At 53.6% G+C, this 16094-nt stretch carries 19 protein-coding genes; 17 read left to right on the top strand and 2 right to left on the bottom strand.

All coding sequences use genetic code 11. The annotated features are described in order from the left end of the window. The first annotated feature begins 308 nt into the window (after positions 1-308). The 6 genes from TH2_RS14150 to TH2_RS14125 all read left to right on the top strand — a co-directional run bounded on the left by TH2_RS14150 (position 309) and on the right by TH2_RS14125 (position 6024). Positions 309-1232, top strand: a complete 924-nt coding sequence (locus TH2_RS14150; RefSeq protein ID WP_008891118.1) for an ABC transporter permease subunit — start codon at positions 309-311, stop codon at positions 1230-1232. Then, the gene (gene livM, locus TH2_RS14145) at positions 1232-2752 is read left to right on the top strand and encodes a high-affinity branched-chain amino acid ABC transporter permease LivM (RefSeq protein ID WP_008891117.1); all 1521 of its coding nucleotides are present in this window, start codon (positions 1232-1234) and stop codon (positions 2750-2752) included. Before TH2_RS14150 ends, livM begins: the two co-directional genes overlap by 1 nt. Then, on the top strand, positions 2749-3603 hold the full coding sequence (locus TH2_RS14140) for an ABC transporter ATP-binding protein (RefSeq protein WP_008891116.1): 855 nt from the start codon (positions 2749-2751) through the stop codon (positions 3601-3603). The genes livM and TH2_RS14140 overlap by 4 nt, the downstream gene beginning before the upstream one ends. A gap of 20 nt (positions 3604-3623) precedes the next feature. Next, positions 3624-4334 (top strand): ABC transporter ATP-binding protein, encoded by a 711-nt coding sequence (locus TH2_RS14135; RefSeq protein ID WP_008891115.1) that lies wholly within the window; start codon positions 3624-3626, stop codon positions 4332-4334. 11 nt (positions 4335-4345) lie between these two features. After that, positions 4346-4702 (top strand): DUF6867 family protein, encoded by a 357-nt coding sequence (locus tag TH2_RS14130; RefSeq protein ID WP_008891114.1) that lies wholly within the window; start codon positions 4346-4348, stop codon positions 4700-4702. Between the two features lie 206 nt (positions 4703-4908). After that, complete coding sequence (locus TH2_RS14125; RefSeq protein WP_008891113.1) at positions 4909-6024, top strand: branched-chain amino acid ABC transporter substrate-binding protein; 1116 nt, start codon at positions 4909-4911, stop codon at positions 6022-6024. Between the two features lie 122 nt (positions 6025-6146). Here the strand turns inward: TH2_RS14125 and TH2_RS14120 are convergent, their stop codons facing one another. Next, positions 6147-6566: a Ros/MucR family transcriptional regulator gene (locus tag TH2_RS14120; RefSeq protein WP_008891112.1), complete on the bottom strand. Its 420-nt coding sequence runs from the start codon at positions 6564-6566 to the stop codon at positions 6147-6149. A 464-nt stretch (positions 6567-7030) separates the two neighbouring features. Between TH2_RS14120 and rpiB the strand changes: the two genes are divergently transcribed. The 9 genes from rpiB (at position 7031) to thiL (ending at position 14151) form a co-directional block, all read left to right on the top strand. After that, positions 7031-7474: a ribose 5-phosphate isomerase B gene (gene rpiB, locus TH2_RS14115; RefSeq protein ID WP_008891111.1), complete on the top strand. Its 444-nt coding sequence runs from the start codon at positions 7031-7033 to the stop codon at positions 7472-7474. Between the two features lie 88 nt (positions 7475-7562). Continuing rightward, positions 7563-8837: a serine hydroxymethyltransferase gene (gene glyA / locus TH2_RS14110; protein WP_008891110.1), complete on the top strand. Its 1275-nt coding sequence runs from the start codon at positions 7563-7565 to the stop codon at positions 8835-8837. 24 nt (positions 8838-8861) lie between these two features. Continuing rightward, the gene (gene nrdR, locus TH2_RS14105; protein ID WP_008891109.1) at positions 8862-9335 is read left to right on the top strand and encodes a transcriptional regulator NrdR; all 474 of its coding nucleotides are present in this window, start codon (positions 8862-8864) and stop codon (positions 9333-9335) included. Then, a complete protein-coding gene (gene ribD, locus TH2_RS14100; protein ID WP_008891108.1) occupies positions 9335-10456 on the top strand; it encodes a bifunctional diaminohydroxyphosphoribosylaminopyrimidine deaminase/5-amino-6-(5-phosphoribosylamino)uracil reductase RibD in 1122 nt (373 codons plus the stop codon). Before nrdR ends, ribD begins: the two co-directional genes overlap by 1 nt. A gap of 4 nt (positions 10457-10460) precedes the next feature. Then, entirely contained in the window at positions 10461-11048 is a 588-nt protein-coding gene (locus tag TH2_RS14095; RefSeq protein WP_008891107.1) for a riboflavin synthase, read from the top strand. A gap of 6 nt (positions 11049-11054) precedes the next feature. Further along, positions 11055-12209, top strand: a complete 1155-nt coding sequence (ribB, locus tag TH2_RS14090; protein ID WP_008891106.1) for a 3,4-dihydroxy-2-butanone-4-phosphate synthase — start codon at positions 11055-11057, stop codon at positions 12207-12209. A 4-nt stretch (positions 12210-12213) separates the two neighbouring features. Then, a complete protein-coding gene (gene ribH, locus TH2_RS14085) occupies positions 12214-12678 on the top strand; it encodes a 6,7-dimethyl-8-ribityllumazine synthase (protein WP_008891105.1) in 465 nt (154 codons plus the stop codon). Continuing rightward, on the top strand, positions 12678-13175 hold the full coding sequence (nusB, locus tag TH2_RS14080) for a transcription antitermination factor NusB (RefSeq protein WP_008891104.1): 498 nt from the start codon (positions 12678-12680) through the stop codon (positions 13173-13175). The genes ribH and nusB overlap by 1 nt, the downstream gene beginning before the upstream one ends. Position 13176: 1 nt before the next feature. Then, on the top strand, positions 13177-14151 hold the full coding sequence (gene thiL / locus TH2_RS14075; RefSeq protein WP_008891103.1) for a thiamine-phosphate kinase: 975 nt from the start codon (positions 13177-13179) through the stop codon (positions 14149-14151). A gap of 29 nt (positions 14152-14180) precedes the next feature. Here thiL and TH2_RS14070 read toward each other — a convergent pair whose 3' ends face one another. After that, positions 14181-14630, bottom strand: a complete 450-nt coding sequence (locus TH2_RS14070; RefSeq protein WP_008891102.1) for an outer membrane protein assembly factor BamE — start codon at positions 14628-14630, stop codon at positions 14181-14183. Positions 14631-14795: 165 nt separating this feature from the next. Here TH2_RS14070 and TH2_RS14065 point away from each other — a divergent pair, with 165 nt between their 5' ends. Together TH2_RS14065 and TH2_RS14060 are read left to right on the top strand one after the other, a co-directional pair. Beyond that, positions 14796-15368, top strand: coding sequence for a ubiquinol-cytochrome C chaperone family protein (locus TH2_RS14065; RefSeq protein WP_008891101.1), 573 nt, complete (start codon positions 14796-14798; stop codon positions 15366-15368). Then, the gene (locus tag TH2_RS14060; protein ID WP_008891100.1) at positions 15361-15939 is read left to right on the top strand and encodes a YceD family protein; all 579 of its coding nucleotides are present in this window, start codon (positions 15361-15363) and stop codon (positions 15937-15939) included. The genes TH2_RS14065 and TH2_RS14060 overlap by 8 nt, the downstream gene beginning before the upstream one ends. The last annotated feature ends 155 nt before the right edge of the window (positions 15940-16094 follow it).

Raw genomic sequence — 16094 nt, 5'->3', positions numbered from 1 at the left:
TATGCCAATTTCAAATCCTGTTTTGGTGATTTTCACTAAAATGTCAAAGCGGCTTGCAGGGTTTGAAATCGTGTGTCTAATGTCCTCGCTCTAATCGCGCTCTTTATGTAATGGTCGCAAAAAGAATGACCGGCATAGAGGGTTAAAACCGGGGGTTACCCGATAACAATAAGACGGAGGCTTTGCGGGTTTGCCAGGGGCTATGGGGAGACAGTGTCTCATCCAATCATTACATCTGTGTGTGAATTGATACCTTCTGCTGATCTGGCGAAGTCCTTGTATGTCTGTGCCAAATCTAAGGTTGTGCAATGGATTGGGCTTATTTCCTACAACAATTGATCAATGGTCTGACGCTGGGGGCCATTTATGGTCTGATCGCCATCGGTTACACGATGGTTTATGGCATTATTGGCATGATCAACTTTGCGCACGGTGAGATCTATATGATCGGTGCGTTCCATTCCCTGATTACCTTCCTGATCTGTCAGGCTGCCGGTATCAGTGGAATTCTACCTCTCACTCTTCTTTTGATGCTGTTCGTTTCAATGGTTCTGACCTCTGTGTACGGTTGGGGCGTGGAACGGGTTGCATATCGGCCGCTGCGCGGCTCATTCCGTCTGGCAGCTTTGATTTCTGCCATCGGCATGTCCATTTTCCTGCAGAACTTCGTTCAGATTTCGCAGGGCGCGCGCGTGAAACCGATGCAGCCGCTTGTTGAGGGCGGCATTACCCTGATGGAAAGCGCGAATTTCGACGTTCAGCTTAGCTATATGCAGATCGTGATTATCGTTCTGACATTTGTGCTGATGGTTGTCTTCTCGCTGCTGATTGCCAAAACGTCCCTGGGCCGCGCACAGCGTGCCTGTGAGCAGGACCGTACAATGGCAGGCCTTCTGGGGGTTAACGTTGACCGCACCATCTCGACCACGTTTGTCATGGGTGCTGCCCTGGCATCGGTCGCGGGGATGATGGTGACGTTGTATTACGGCGTGATCGACTTCTATATCGGCTTCCTTGCCGGTGTTAAGGCCTTCACCGCAGCCGTTCTTGGCGGTATCGGATCTTTGCCGGGCGCAATGCTTGGTGGTCTTCTGATCGGCCTGATCGAGGCCTTCTGGTCGGGGTATCTCACGATTGAATACAAGGATGTCGCAACGTTTGGCATTCTGGTTCTTGTGCTGATCTTCCGTCCGTGGGGTCTGCTCGGCAAGCCGGAGGTGGAGAAAGTCTGATGTCTGCTGCATTTGCTTCTTCTCGTACCAATGGCTCGGAAGTGGTCAAGGAACTTGCGTTCTTTGCCGTGATCGCGCTGTTGATGTCGGTCATGCTCCTTGGTGTCGAGACGGTTGACCGTCCGACCGGTCTGGAACTGGCCGTGCGTTGGGATCTTGTCCTGATTGCAATCGGGGCTACGGTGATCGGGCGTCTTGGCCTGATTTTCCGCCGCGAGAACATTTCACGTCTCGGCCAGGCCGTTCTGATTACGCTTTCTGCCGTTGCCGTTTTTGAAATGTTCGTACGTTTCCGCGAACTTGATGACCGCTGGGTTTCGCCGGTCTTCCTCGACATGGTGTTTTCAAGTGTCGTCAGCACCATCGTTGGTATCGCGTTTGTGGCGATCATTTTTGCCACGGCCTATTTCACGATGAAAGACAAGACCTCGGCTGATGTCGAAGAAAGCGCCAAACTGTCGTCCAAAATCCAGTTGGCGTATCGTTCGAACACCAAGAAAATCGGTCTGATCGGGATTATCTTCTTTATCATTTTCCCGTTCATCTTTGGCGAAGACCGTTCCGCAATCGACCTTGCGACCCTTGTGATGATTTACATCATGCTGGGGTGGGGCCTGAACATTGTGGTTGGTCTGGCGGGTCTTCTGGATCTGGGCTATGTGGCGTTTTATGCGGTCGGGGCGTACTCCTATGCATTGCTGTCACAGAACTTCGATCTGAGCTTCTGGCTTTGCCTGCCATTGGCCGGTATCTTTGCGGCAAGCTTCGGGATTATCCTTGGCTTCCCGGTTCTGCGTCTGCGCGGTGACTATCTTGCAATCGTGACCCTCGGGTTCGGTGAGATTATCCGCGTTGTTCTGATCAACTGGTATGACCTTACCGGTGGTCCGGACGGAATTTCATCGATTGAACGTCCGAGCTTCTTTGGACTGGCCGATTTTTCGCGGCGTGTTCCGGAAGGGACGATTGGCTTTAACGAGCTGTTTGGCATGGAATACTCGTCCATGCATCGCCTGATCTTCCTGTACTACCTGATCCTTGTGCTGGCACTGGTGACGAACTTCGTGACCCTGCGTCTGCGCAAATTGCCGATCGGGCGTGCCTGGGAAGCGTTGCGCGAAGACGAGATCGCCTGCCGTTCGCTTGGCATCAACCCGACCAACACCAAGCTGTCGGCATTTGCCATCGGCGCGATGTTTGGTGGTTTTGCCGGTGCGTTCTTTGCAACCCGTCAGGGCTTTATCAGCCCGGAAAGCTTCACCTTCCTTGAATCGGCTGTGATTCTTGCGATTGTGGTTCTGGGCGGCATGGGCAGCCAGATCGGCGTCGTGTTGGCAGCAATTGTCATGATCGGTTTCCCGGAAATGTTCCGTGAACTGGCCGAATATCGCATGCTGATCTTCGGGGCAGGTATTGTTGCCATCATGCTCTGGCGTCCGCGCGGTCTGTTGTCCTTCCGTGATCCGACCATTCTGCTCAATATGAGCCAGAAAGAAAAAGTTGCCGGAGAAATTAAATGACCGACAACAAACTGCTTGAAGTCGAACATCTGACCATGCGTTTCGGCGGATTGGTCGCGATTGATGATCTGTCTTTCAACGCCAACAAGCGTGAAATTACAGCCATCATCGGCCCGAACGGCGCAGGTAAAACCACTGTGTTTAACTGCCTGACCGGGTTCTACGTTCCGACCGAGGGTCGCCTGACCCTTCATGCCGAAGATGGGCCGCGGTTGCTGGAACGGACCGAAGGGTTCCGCATTCCACGTAACAAAGGTGTTGCCCGCACGTTCCAGAACATCCGCCTGTTTACCGGGATGACGGTTCTGGAAAACCTGATCGTTGCCCAGCATAACCGACTGATGGAGGCCTCTGCGTTCTCTCTTGCCGGTTTGTTCAACCTTGGCAAATATGCCAAGGCGGAAAAGGAAGCGGTCGAAAAGGCGGAGTTCTGGCTGGAGAAGGTTGGTCTGTATGCACAGGCTGACTGGAATGCCGGTAACCTGCCATATGGTTCCCAGCGTCGCCTGGAAATCGCACGTGCCATGTGCACCGACCCGTCACTGCTTTGTCTGGACGAACCGGCTGCGGGCCTTAACCCGCGTGAGTCGGCGGAACTGAACGTTCTGTTGCAGAGCATCCGTGATGATCAGGGCGTTGGCTGCCTTCTGATCGAGCATGATATGAGCGTTGTCATGCAGATTTCCGACCATGTGATCGTTCTTGATTACGGTAAAAAGATTGCCGATGGCAATCCAGAAGCCGTCAAGAATGATCCGGCTGTTATCCGCGCCTATCTTGGCGAAGAAGAGGATGACGAGCTTCCGCCGGAAGTTGCTGCCGACCTTCATCTTGATCCGAAAGCGCAGTGAGGGAGTCCATCGATATGTCCATGCTTAAAATCGAAGGTGTTCATACCTTCTATGGCAATATCGAAGCCCTCAAGGGCATTGATATGGAAGTCAATGAAGGTGAAATCGTCACCCTGATCGGTGCCAACGGTGCCGGCAAAACCACGTTGCTTATGACCTGCTGCGGTTCGCCGCAGGCCAGCAAGGGACGCATTCTGTTTGAAGGCCAGGATATCAGTCGCATGCCAATGCATGAGATCTGCCAGCTTGGTATTCAGCAGTCCCCGGAAGGGCGTCGTATTTTTCCGCGCATGTCGGTTTATGAAAACCTTCAGATGGGCGCGATCACCCAGGATCCGAAATATTTCAATTCGGATATCGAAATGGTGTTTGATCTGTTCCCGCGTCTGAAGGAACGCATCAACCAGCGTGCCGGTACGATGTCTGGTGGTGAACAGCAGATGTTGGCAATCGGCCGTGCCCTGATGGGCCGTCCGCGTCTTCTTCTGCTTGATGAGCCGTCACTTGGTCTGGCGCCACTGATCGTGAAGCAGATTTTCGAAACGGTTGAGAAGATCAACCGCGAGAAAAAGATGACGGTCTTCCTCGTTGAGCAGAACGCATTCCATGCGCTTAAACTGGCTCATCGTGGATATGTGATGGTCAATGGCAATATCACGCTCTCGGGGACGGGTGCGGAACTTCTGGCAAACCCGGAAGTCCGCGCAGCCTACCTCGAGGGTGGCCACTAGGGAGTTCTGAGATGGAAGCGATTACGGGTACCAGCATTGGTGTCACAATCGGAATGACCATCATCCTGATGGGGTTCTGCGGTTTTATGACCGGTCAGGCCATCGCAAACACCTGGCGTCCGGCCTGGCAGCTAGTGCCTTATGCACTGCTGCTTGGCTGCGTTGACCGCTTCATGGTTTTTGCCCTGTTTGAAGGTGAGCTTCTTTCACTTTCCGGCTACATTTTTGATACGGTAATCCTGTTTGCTATCACCTTCGCGGCTTTCCGCCTGACGCAGGTGAACAAGATGCTGTCGCAATATCCGTGGCTGTATGAACGGGTTGGTCCGTTTGCGTATCGCGCCCGCGAAGGTGCTGATGTTCGCTGATATTTGCGGGGACGTAACGCGTCCCCGCATGGTTGCCCGATAACGGGCAATCATCTGGTTTGTACTCATGCGTCCCGAATACGGAGCGCTATGGTGCGAGGGAACTGAAACCGGTAATCGGCGATAAACACGGGCCGGTTTCAGATCCAAAAAGATGATTCTGTCATGGTGATGGAATCAACCTTTGGAACAGGGAGACTTCTCTTATGTCGAAAACCAAGCTCGGCCTTCTTGCCACTGCTTCCGCGCTTGTTCTTTCAATGGGTGTAGCAAAAGCTGACATCGTTGTCGCGACCGTTGGTCCGATGACCGGTCCGTATGCTGCATTTGGCGAACAGATGACCCAGGGTGCAGAGAAAGCAGTTGCTGACATCAACGCAGCTGGTGGCGTGAACGGCGAAATGCTCGTTCTCGAAATCGGCGATGACGCTTGCGATCCGAAACAGGCTGTTGCTGTTGCCAACCAGTTGGTTAGCAAAGACGTTGCACTTGTTGCTGGTCACTTCTGCTCTGGTTCCTCGATCCCGGCTTCGGAAGTTTACTTCGAAGAGGGCATCATCCAGATTTCCCCGGCTTCGACCAACCCGCAGCTGACCGAACGTGACATGGACAACGTATTCCGTGTTTGCGGTCGTGACGATCAGCAGGGTGAAGTTGCTGGTAAATACTTGGCTGCAAACTATGGCGACAAGAAAATCGCCATCGTTCACGACAAACAGGCTTATTCCAAAGGTCTGGCTGACGAAACCAAGAAAAACCTCAATGCGAACGGCGTAACCGAAGCCCTTTACGAAGCAATCACCCCGGCTGAGAAAGACTACTCGGCTCTGGTGACCAAGCTGAAATCCGAAGGCATCGAAGTTCTGTATTATGGTGGTTACCACACCGAACTCGGTCTGATCGTTCGTCAGATGCGCGCACAGGGCATGGACACCATGGTCATGTCTGGTGACGCGATCAACACCCTTGAATATTGGGCAATTACCGGTGATTCCGGCGAAGGCACCATCTTCACCGCATCGCCTGCAATTGAAACCGATCCGCGCAACGCCGACCTCGTCAAATACTTCGACGAAATCGGTTACAAGCCGGAAGGTTACACCCTGTTCACCTATGGTGCGATCCAGGCTTGGGCACAGGCTGCCAACAAAGCTGGTTCGACCGACTTCGAGCCGGTTGTAGATGCCCTGCATTCCGAGAAATTCGACACCGTTCTTGGCGAAATCTCGTTTGACGCCAAAGGCGACGTCGATGCTCCGGGTTACTGGATCTACACCTGGAAAGACGGTCAGTACACCGACGGTGCTATCCAGAATCCGTGATCAACTGCGAACGGTCAGTCCGGCCTAGAGCTGGGCTGACCCGACTTTTGCAGTCGGATACGAAAAACGCCGCCCTGAATGAGGGCGGCGTTTTTTCTTTCGGTATTTGACTGGGGAAGGCGTTATTTCGCCTTGCGACCCAAACCGATTTTCTTGGCAAACTGCGAACGCTGCTTGGCGTAATTCGGTGCGACCATCGGGTAATCTGCCGGCAGGCCCCATTTCGCACGGTATTCTTCCGGGGTGAGGTTATAGGTCGTGCGCAGGTGACGTTTCAGCATTTTCAGCTTTTTGCCGTCTTCGAGGCAGACAATATAATCATCGCCAATAGATTTTTTGATCGGAACAGCCGGTTTCAACGGTTCCTGTTCCGGTTCTTTTTCAACACCGTGTATATCATCAAGAGAAGCAAAGACAGTCGAAATCAGTTCCGGAATCTGTGCCGCGGCAAGCGCATTGTTGCTGACATAGGCAGATACAATGTCGACGGTCATCTGTAAAAGTTCGTCGCGATCAAGCACGCTGTTCTCGGTTTCAGCCATAATTGAAGTAATCCTTCATTTGATAAATCACATTAAACTTAATGCACTATTCAATCGGTATAGTCAAACCACAGAAAAACACAAGGTTATTTGTTTAATAGAGCATGTTTTGGTTTATAGGGATGCTATATTAAAGTTTATGCTTTGGTGACGATGATTAAACCCTCTTAAATTTCAGATCGCACAGGAAATACAACCAGACAGATTGCGCAATAATACTGTTTATATGGCTGGATCGTACTTTACGGCCATGGCGGCATTCTGATACCTGCATGGACCTTGTTGACGGCGTTAAAGCTGACATATGTGTTCAATATACGGAGCGTTTGAACCATAACGGTTTTACTGCGTCAGTTCTGTTTGGAAAACTTGCTGTTTTGCATGAGCTGCGCGTTGGCAGCCCCGACGCTATATGCTACAAGGCGCTCAAATTTTAACTTTTGCTTTTGAATAAAGGCACGCCTATGACCGTCAAAACCCTTGCGATTGCCTCCGACCACGGTGGTGTGGAACTGAAATCAACCATTGCTGAAACCTTGAAAAAGCGCGGGATTGAAGTGCTTGATCTGGGCACAGATGGTTCGGCTTCGGTTGATTACCCGGATTATGCGCAGGCAGTGGCCAAGGCCCTTATCGATGGCAAGGCCGAGGCGGGTATTCTCGTCTGTGGATCTGGCATCGGTATGAGCATGGCAGCCAACCGCTATCCGCAAATCCGTGCAGCGCTGGTTCATGACCGTCTTTCCACGGAACTTTGCCGTCAACATAACAACGCAAATGTTCTTTGCCTTGGTGCCCGCCTGATTGGTGAAGCCACGGCACTTGATTGTGTTGATACCTTCTTGTCGACCGAATTCGAAGGCGGTCGTCACGAAGGCCGCGTCGCAAAAATGTCCTGCTCCGTCTGATTTTCTCGCCATCTGGCATCAACCGGAACGGGCAGGCGGTTCCTTAAGGGATCGCTCCCCGTCACATCGCATCGAAAGAGGCCCCCGCATGTCGTTCAAAGGCTTTTTCACCACCAGCTTGGCCGAAGCTGATCCGGCACTGTACAAATCTGTCACCGACGAGCTTGATCGTCAGCAGAACCAGATCGAGATGATTGCTTCGGAAAACATCGTTTCCAAAGCGGTTATCGAGGCACAGGGCACTGTCCTGACCAACAAATACGCCGAAGGTTATCCTTCGCGCCGTTATTATGGTGGTTGTGAATATGTTGACGTTGCCGAACAGCTGGCAATTGATCGCGCCAAGGAAATCTTCGGCTGCGAGTTTATCAACGTTCAGCCCCATTCCGGTGCGCAGGCAAACGGTGCGGTGATGCTGGCCCTTTGCAAGCCGGGCGATACCATTCTGGGTATGTCGCTTGATGCTGGTGGCCACCTGACGCACGGCGCGCGTCCTGCACTGTCGGGCAAGTGGTTCAATGCGATTCAGTATGGTGTTCGTGAAGACGACCTGACCCTTGATTACGATCAGGTCGAAGCCCTTGCGGTTGAACACAAACCGGCGCTGATCATTGCCGGTGGTTCGGCCATTCCGCGTCAGATCGATTTCAAACGTTTCCGCGAAATCGCTGACAAGGTTGGCGCTTTGCTGATGGTTGATATGGCGCACTTTGCAGGCCTGGTTGCCGGTGGCGTTCATCCGAGCCCGCTTCCTTATGCAGATGTCGTAACCACTACCACGCATAAAACCCTTCGTGGTCCGCGTGGCGGCATGATCCTGTCAAACAACCTCGAGATCGGCAAAAAGATCAATTCCGCCGTCTTCCCGGGTCTGCAGGGTGGTCCGCTGATGCATGTGATTGCGGCCAAGGCTGTTGCCTTTGGCGAAGCCCTGCGTCCGGAATTCAAGGCATATGCACAGCAGGTTGTTGATAACGCCAAGGCACTGGCCGAAGTCCTCGTCAAACGTGGCTTTGACATCGTGACTGGCGGTACCGATACGCACCTGATGCTGGTGGACTTGCGTCCGAAGGGCCTGAAAGGCAACACGGCGGAAGTCGCACTGGAACGTGCAGGCATTACGTGCAACAAAAACGGTATTCCGTTTGACACCGAAAAGCCGACCATTACGTCTGGTGTGCGTCTTGGTACGCCGGCTGGTACCACACGTGGTTTCGGTGTTGCCGAATTCCAGCAGATCGGTGAACTGATCGGTGACGTTCTGGATGCCATGGTCGACAACCCGGAAGGCAATGCCGAAGTCGAGGCCGCCGTCCGTGCGAAGGTTGAAGACCTCTGCAAGCGTTTCCCGATCTATTCCTGATCGATTTGAGGCTTAGATAAAAATATGCGTTGCCCGTTTTGCGGACATACCGATACCCAGGTTAAGGACTCCCGTCCGACCGAAGAGCATCATGCCATTCGCCGTCGCCGGTTCTGTCCTGCCTGTGGTTCACGCTTCACGACATTTGAACGTGTCCAGTTGCGTGAATTGATGGTTGTGAAGACAGACGGGCAACGCGAATTGTTCGACCGCGACAAACTGGCGCGGTCGATCTTTCTTGCGTGTCGCAAACGCCCGATTGAAGACGAGCGTGTTGAAAAGGCCCTTAATGGCATTCAGCGTCGTCTTGAAAGCAGTGGCGAAAGCGATATTTCCACCGATACCATTGGCGAAATGGTGATGGAGGCGCTGAATGCCCTCGATCAGGTGGCTTATGTACGCTACGCTTCGGTGTACAAGAATTTCCGTGAAGCCCGCGATTTCGAACAATTCGTCGAAAAAATGCATGATGGGGAAGAAGAGGCGGACGCAGAGTAATGACAGCCCCCGCGTTTAGCGAAGACGACCGGCATTTCATGCAGGTCGCATTGAGCCTGTCAAAACGCGGTTTGGGAAATGTCTGGCCGAACCCGTCGGTTGGCTGTGTCCTTGTTTCTTCTGATGGCACCATCGTTGGTCGTGGTCACACACAACCCGGTGGCCGCCCGCATGCCGAACGTGTTGCCCTTGATATGGCCGGTCCCTTGGCCCGTGGTGCAACTGCCTATGTCACCCTTGAACCGTGCAGCCATGTTGGCAAAACGCCGCCCTGTGCAACCGGCCTGATTGAAGCCGGGGTGTCGCGCGTTGTCAGCGCGCTGACCGATCCGGATCCGCGCGTGTCGGGCAGGGGGCACAAAATGCTGGGTGATGCCGGCATTCAGGTTGATGTCGGGCTTTATGCCGATGAGGCCCGCCGTGTGAATGAAGGGTTTCTGTGCAAGGCCGAGCGTTCCCGTCCGTTTGTCACTCTTAAACTGGCATCGACCCTTGATGCGCGATCTGCGACGGCCAGTGGCGAAAGCCAGTGGATTACGGGTGCTTGCGCACGCGAAGCCGGTCACATGCTGCGCGCGAATCATGACGCCATTCTGGTCGGTGCCAAGACGGTCATCGCCGATGATCCAAGTTTGACCTGTCGCCTTTCCGGGCGCGATCACCAGTCGCCGGTGCGTGTCATTCTGGACCGCGCAGGTGACGTGCCGTTTGCTGCCAGGCTTGTCCAGACGGCCGACGACGTGCCGACATGGCTGGTGACAGCCGACAAGAATTTCGCCGAACTATCGGAAAAATTTGAAAAAACTGCGGTAAAAGTGATTTCTGCCGGATGCGCAGGCGATCATTTGGACCTACATGATGTCCTGCGTAAGCTGGCAGATGAAGGTCTGACGCGTGTCCTTGTTGAAAGTGGCGGAAATCTTGCCGCCGGTTTGATCAGGGCGGGTGTTGTCGATCGTATCATTCATTTCGTCGCGCCATCGGTGATCGGTGGTGACGGCAAGGCAATGATTGCAGATCTTGGTTTAAATCAGCTTGCCGACGCACCGCATTTCAAACGTACTTCAGTTCGTGAAGTGGGTGCAGATATTGCGGTAACCTACGATAAAATAACGGAATAAATGAATGTTCACTGGCATCATCACCGATATCGCAACCGTGCGTGCAATCAAGAAAACCGGCGACACCCGGTTTGAGTTCACCACATCATTTGATACCTCAAAGATCGTTCTGGGGGCATCAATCGCGTGTAATGGTGCCTGCATGACCGTGATCGAAACCGGGGGTGACTGGTTTGCCATCGAGGCATCGGCAGAGAGCCTGTCGCGGACGACGCTGGGTGACCTTGTTGTCGGTTCCAAGGTCAATCTCGAGCAGGCGACGCGTGTCGGGGATGAGTTGGGTGGCCACATCGTATCCGGACATGTCGACGGGGTCGCAACGCTGACCAAACGCGTACCTGAAGGCGACTCTTTGCGCCTGACATTCGAAGTGCCCGAAGCCTTTGCAAAATATATAGCATCCAAGGGATCGGTGACACTTGAAGGTGTGTCATTGACCGTCAACGAGGTTGACGGAAACACATTTGGTATCAATCTGATACCGCATACCCAAAACGAAACCACATTGGGTTCAAAGCAACCGGGCGACCGGATCAACTTTGAAATTGATATGCTGGCACGCTACGTCGCGCGCATGCTGGGCAAGGATTGATCAACAATGCCGCATAATTATCTTTCGCCAATCGAAGACGTCATCGAAGAGGCCCGCAATGGCCGGATGTTCATTCTTGTCGATGACGAGGACCGCGAAAACGAGGGCGATCTGGTTATTCCGGCCCAGATGGCAACGCCCGATGCCATCAATTTCATGGCAACGCATGGTCGCGGCCTGATCTGTCTGACGCTTGAATCTGAGCGGTGCGACGAGCTTGGCCTGACCATGATGAGTGCGCATAACGGCACGCGCCATGAAACAGCCTTTACCGTATCGATCGAAGCCAAGACTGGTGTTACCACGGGTATTTCCGCACCTGACCGTGCGCGGACTGTGGCCGTTGCGATCGATCCCAATGCCGGTCGCCACGACATCGTGACACCGGGCCATGTATTCCCGCTCCGCGCCCGTCCGGGTGGGGTTTTGGTGCGGGCCGGTCACACAGAGGCCTCTGTTGATATCGCACGCCTTGCGGGCCTGAACCCGTCGGGTGTCATTTGTGAAATCATGAGTGATTCGGGTGAAATGGCGCGTTTGCCTGAACTGGTCGAGTTTGCCAAGAAACACAATCTCAAGATCGCACAGATCGCCGATCTGATCCGCTATCGCCGCAAACATGAAAAAGTCGTTCAGCGCAAAGCCACCACCAAGATCAAAAGTGTGAATGGCGGCGAGTTTGACATGCATCTTTATGTCAACAATGTCACCTATGCCGAACATATTGCGCTGGTTAAAGGCGATATTTCTGATGATGCGCCGGTTCTGACCCGTGTGCATGCCCTAAATGTGATAGAAGATGTTTTGGGCGATACCCAAACGGGCCATCAGGGCCAACTTTCGGCCGCCATGCGCCAGATCGGCGAGGAGGGGCGTGGTGTGGTTGTCCTGATCCGTGAACCGCGCCCGAACACGCTTTCTGCTTCGATTGCCAAACTGATCGAGATGAATGGCGGTGATGGCGATGCCCTGCGTCAGGAACTGGCGAATGAAAACGGTGATGGTGATTTGCGCGACTATGGTGTCGGTGCGCAAATCTTGCATGATCTTGGCATTCGCGACATGATTCTGCTTTCAAATACCAAACGCCACATTGTAGGACTTGACGGCTTCGGTCTAAATCTGGTTGATCAGCGTCCGCTTGTCGTCTCGGAGGAATAAAATCATGAGCAACGCCCCCCACATTCTGATTGTGGATGCGCCGTATTACACGCATATCGTCGAAGACCTTGTCAAAGGGGCCGCTTCGACGCTGCAAGCTGGTGGCGCGACATGGGACCGTATTTCGGTCGCGGGTGCGTTTGAAGTGCCGATTACCATCCGTTATGCTGTGCAGTCGATGGAAGAACTGGCCACCGGTCCGCGCTATGACGGTTATCTTGCGCTGGGGTGTGTTATCCGTGGCGAAACCACGCATTACGATCACATTTGCGAAGAAGCCAATCGTGCGCTGATGCAGCTTTGCCTTGACTACAACCTGGCAATCGGCAATGGCATCCTGACTGTCGAGAACGAGGCGCAGGCACTTGCACGGGCCAAGGCTGACGAAAAGAACAAGGGCGGCGAGGCTGCCAAAGCTGTTCTGCGTCAGATTGAAGTTCAAAACCACTTTGGAATACATCACAAGTAATGACCGAGAAATCAAAGGCATCAGCCGCACAACGGCGCAGCGCGGCGCGTTTTGCCGCTATTCAGGCGCTTTATCAGGCAGAGCTTTCGCAGCTGCCTGCCGCTGATATCGTGCGCGAATATTCCGACTTCCGCCTTGATGGTGCGGGTGGTCGCGATCTTGATGTGCCAAACGAAGACCTGATCGATCCGGATCGCGGCTTTTTCGCCGATCTGGTTCAGGGTGTTGCCGCGCGCATGGTCGATCTTGATGCGCTGATCAATGGTGCGCTTGAAAAGGGCTGGACCACGCAGCGTCTTGAGACGGTTCTGCGCAGCATTTTGCGTGCGGGCACGTATGAACTGATCGCACGTGAAGACGTGCCGATGCGGGTTGTCATCACGGAATATGTCGACGCAGCACATTCGTTCTTTGACGAGAACGAACCGAAGCTGGTCAATGCCGTGCTGGACCGCATTGGGAAAACCTTGCGTCCCGGTGAAGCCGGACAGAATTGATATGGCAGCGCGGTCCGGCGAATTTGAACTGATCGCGCGCCATTTTGCGCCCATTGCGCAAAGTGATCCGGCCGCATTGTCTTTGAAGGATGATGCGGCCGTATTTTCTCCTCCAGCCGGGCACGAGGTTGTTGTCACAACCGATGCGCTGGTGGCAGATGTCCATTTCCGAAGCATTGATGAACCCGAACTGATCGCAAAGAAAGTTCTGCGCGTGAACCTGTCGGACTTGGCGGCCATGGGTGCCCGACCGGGCGGTGTCGTCTTGAGTTCAGGTTATAATCGCGATCTTCCTGATGACTGGGTGGCGCGATTTGCCATGGGGTTTGGCGAAGACTGTGCGGCTTATGATGTTTCGCTTTGGGGCGGGGATACGGTTGCAACCCCGGGTCCGACATTCTTCAGTCTGACGGCATTTGGCTATGTTCCAACGGGCAGGGCCCTGCGACGTGATCTGGCAAAGCCGGGCGATGTTTTGGCAGTCACCGGAACGTTGGGCGATGCGGCCTTGGGGCTGGCGCTACTGAACGGCGAATTTCCCGATCTTGCACCGGATTTGGCCGCGTTTCTGAAAGACCGTTATTGGTTGCCGCAGCCGCGAATGACGGAAAGTGCGGCCTGTATCGCATCGAAACGACGCCTGGCTGCCATGGATATTTCCGACGGGCTTGCAGGCGATTGTCGCAAAATTTGCTCTGCTTCGGGTGTCGGTCTTGTGATCAACCGCGATGCTGTTCCGCTATCCAAGGCGGCGCGCGCGGTGTTGGATGGTGACGAAGACCAGTGGTCGCGCATTCTTGCGGGCGGTGATGATTACGAACTTCTGATTGCGGGCGCACCCGACGATGTTGCTGCCTTGGGCGATACTTTCACCGTCATCGGTGGGGTGACGGATGAGGTTGGTGTTGTATCACTGATCGGGACGGATGGAAAAATGGCCGAACTCGCAGATGGCGGGTTCGACCATTTTAAATAACGACAGATCTCTTGATCGGCTCAGGCGGCTTATTTCTGCTCGCTGAAGCGGCCGAGGTTGCCGAAGAGCTGTTGCAGGATCGTGATTTCACGACCGGCAGTCGGTGTGACGCGGTCCGTCGGGATAACCGGCTTGCCGTCTTCGAGGTCATATTCACTCAGGATTTCCACGCGGTTGGCCGCATCGAAGCTGATCAGAATGACTTTCTGCTGGACGGTTTCGGGTTCGAAGAATGCGACGGTCTCGGTCACACTGGAAATATAAAGCCAGACATTCTCGTCAAAGGCGGCAACCGATGATGGCGATCCCAGAATATTGGTGACATCACCCTTGGTCGATTCTCCGACAGAGATCTGTTCAAGCTGTTCTGGGTCCGGCGCGTGGCCGCGGGTCGCAATTCTGGGGCTGCAGGCAGCGACAAAGGCAATAGCCAGCCCTGCCAGCATGATCAGGGGAATGCGGGTAGTTTTGTTATCCATGAAGCTCACCTGAGCGACCCTCTTCTTGAAGCGAAACCGGAATTGCCTTGAGTTTCTGCGCGAGGCGCATGATATTGCCGGGCAATGCATGGGGCAGACATACCCCAATGAGATTTACGGCATTCTGCGTGCCACGACAGGAATGTCAACGAAGGAGTGTTACTGTTGTTTGGATGGCTTAAGAAAAAAGACCGCAAGCAAACTGCTGCGTTCGAGCTTTACACGGCAATGGTAACCCAGGCGCGCCAACCGGACTTCTACGCAAAGCTTGGCGTTCCCGATAAGATGGAAGGGCGCTTTGACCTTATTCTCGTTCATGCATTCATCCTGTTTCGCCGTCTGAAGGCCGATGATGGTGACCGTGATCTTGCACAGCGCATCTTTGATGTGATGTTTTCTGATCTTGATCAGAACATGCGTGAAATGGGGATCGGCGATGTCGGTATCCTGAAACGGATCCGCAAGATGTCTGAATCCTACCATGGGCGCATTGTTGCCTATGAAGAAGGTGTTCAGTCTGGCGCAGCCGAGCTTGCCGCCGCACTGGACCGTAATCTTTACGCTGATTGTAATGTCAGCAATGAACAACTTATGGCGATGGTCGGCTATATCCACGACGCGCTGACCAGCCTTGAAAATCAAACCATTTTGCAAATGCAGAACGGCGCGGTTCATTTTCCCGATGTCCCGGCTGTTGCTGTATCTGACTCGCACGAGAAAGAACGACCTGATGCCTGATAATTTTACCCCCGAGTTTTCCCGTATTGTCAAAACCGATGAAATGGTCAGTGGCAAAGAGAAACTTGTTATTGAAGCCAATGAAAAGGAACGTGCCGAACTGGCCAAACGGTTCGAGCTGGTTTCAATTGATAGCTTGCGCGCCGAGCTCGAAGTTAAAACCGCGTCAAACGGCGAAGTTACCGTGCGTGGCCCGATGAGTGCCGAAATCGTTCAGCGCTGTGTCGCAACACTCGAGCCCGTGCCGGAAACCGTTGAAGATACGGTTGAAGTTCTTTTCTCGCCGCATGTTTCCGAAGAAGACATGCCGTCAAACCCGGACGATCTTGAAAATCTTTCGGAAGCCGAATTGATGGCGCTGCTTGAACAGCCCGAGCCGCTTGTCGATGGCATGATTGATCTGGGCGAGGTTGTTGCACAGTTCCTTGCCGTTGCGATGGACCCGTATCCGCGCAAGGATGATGCGGAGCTGCCGGACTCGATCCAGACCGAAGAAGAGGCCGACGCCGACAAACCCAACCCGTTTGCGCAGCTTGCAGGCCTTAAAGAACAGCTTGAAAAGAAAAAATAGTGGTCATCCGGGCGGGAACGTCTGATGATTAGGCTTGTTGAATATGCCGGTATTTACCGGCATTTCACATTTTGACTGCACTATGATCGTGTTCACACTGTTATGGTGTGGGCAGCCGGAATGTGCTTTACCTTGTATCTGGTGGAGAATTCCGG

This window comes from Thalassospira profundimaris WP0211 (assembly GCF_000300275.1).
GTDB lineage: Bacteria > Pseudomonadota > Alphaproteobacteria > Rhodospirillales > Thalassospiraceae > Thalassospira > Thalassospira profundimaris.
The sequence above is the reverse complement of the archived record's forward strand: the minus strand, read 5'-3'. Positions and strand labels throughout refer to the sequence as shown.

Excerpts from the sequence above, each read along its gene's own strand:
- glyA (WP_008891110.1), top strand. The coding sequence starts at position 7,563 with ATGTCGTTCAAAGGCTTTTTCACCACCAGCTTGGCCGAAGCTGATCCG.
- nusB (WP_008891104.1), top strand. The coding sequence starts at position 12,678 with ATGACCGAGAAATCAAAGGCATCAGCCGCACAACGGCGCAGCGCGGCG.
- ribH (WP_008891105.1), top strand. The coding sequence starts at position 12,214 with ATGAGCAACGCCCCCCACATTCTGATTGTGGATGCGCCGTATTACACG.
- TH2_RS14135 (WP_008891115.1), top strand. The coding sequence starts at position 3,624 with ATGCTTAAAATCGAAGGTGTTCATACCTTCTATGGCAATATCGAAGCC.
- ribB (WP_008891106.1), top strand. The coding sequence starts at position 11,055 with ATGCCGCATAATTATCTTTCGCCAATCGAAGACGTCATCGAAGAGGCC.
- livM (WP_008891117.1), top strand. The coding sequence starts at position 1,232 with ATGTCTGCTGCATTTGCTTCTTCTCGTACCAATGGCTCGGAAGTGGTC.
- ribD (WP_008891108.1), top strand. The coding sequence starts at position 9,335 with ATGACAGCCCCCGCGTTTAGCGAAGACGACCGGCATTTCATGCAGGTC.
- TH2_RS14150 (WP_008891118.1), top strand. The coding sequence starts at position 309 with ATGGATTGGGCTTATTTCCTACAACAATTGATCAATGGTCTGACGCTG.
- TH2_RS14125 (WP_008891113.1), top strand. The coding sequence starts at position 4,909 with ATGTCGAAAACCAAGCTCGGCCTTCTTGCCACTGCTTCCGCGCTTGTT.
- TH2_RS14095 (WP_008891107.1), top strand. The coding sequence starts at position 10,461 with ATGTTCACTGGCATCATCACCGATATCGCAACCGTGCGTGCAATCAAG.
- rpiB (WP_008891111.1), top strand. The coding sequence starts at position 7,031 with ATGACCGTCAAAACCCTTGCGATTGCCTCCGACCACGGTGGTGTGGAA.
- TH2_RS14060 (WP_008891100.1), top strand. The coding sequence starts at position 15,361 with ATGCCTGATAATTTTACCCCCGAGTTTTCCCGTATTGTCAAAACCGAT.
- nrdR (WP_008891109.1), top strand. The coding sequence starts at position 8,862 with ATGCGTTGCCCGTTTTGCGGACATACCGATACCCAGGTTAAGGACTCC.
- thiL (WP_008891103.1), top strand. The coding sequence starts at position 13,177 with ATGGCAGCGCGGTCCGGCGAATTTGAACTGATCGCGCGCCATTTTGCG.
- TH2_RS14070 (WP_008891102.1), bottom strand. The coding sequence starts at position 14,630 with ATGGATAACAAAACTACCCGCATTCCCCTGATCATGCTGGCAGGGCTG.
- TH2_RS14130 (WP_008891114.1), top strand. The coding sequence starts at position 4,346 with ATGGAAGCGATTACGGGTACCAGCATTGGTGTCACAATCGGAATGACC.
- TH2_RS14120 (WP_008891112.1), bottom strand. The coding sequence starts at position 6,566 with ATGGCTGAAACCGAGAACAGCGTGCTTGATCGCGACGAACTTTTACAG.
- TH2_RS14140 (WP_008891116.1), top strand. The coding sequence starts at position 2,749 with ATGACCGACAACAAACTGCTTGAAGTCGAACATCTGACCATGCGTTTC.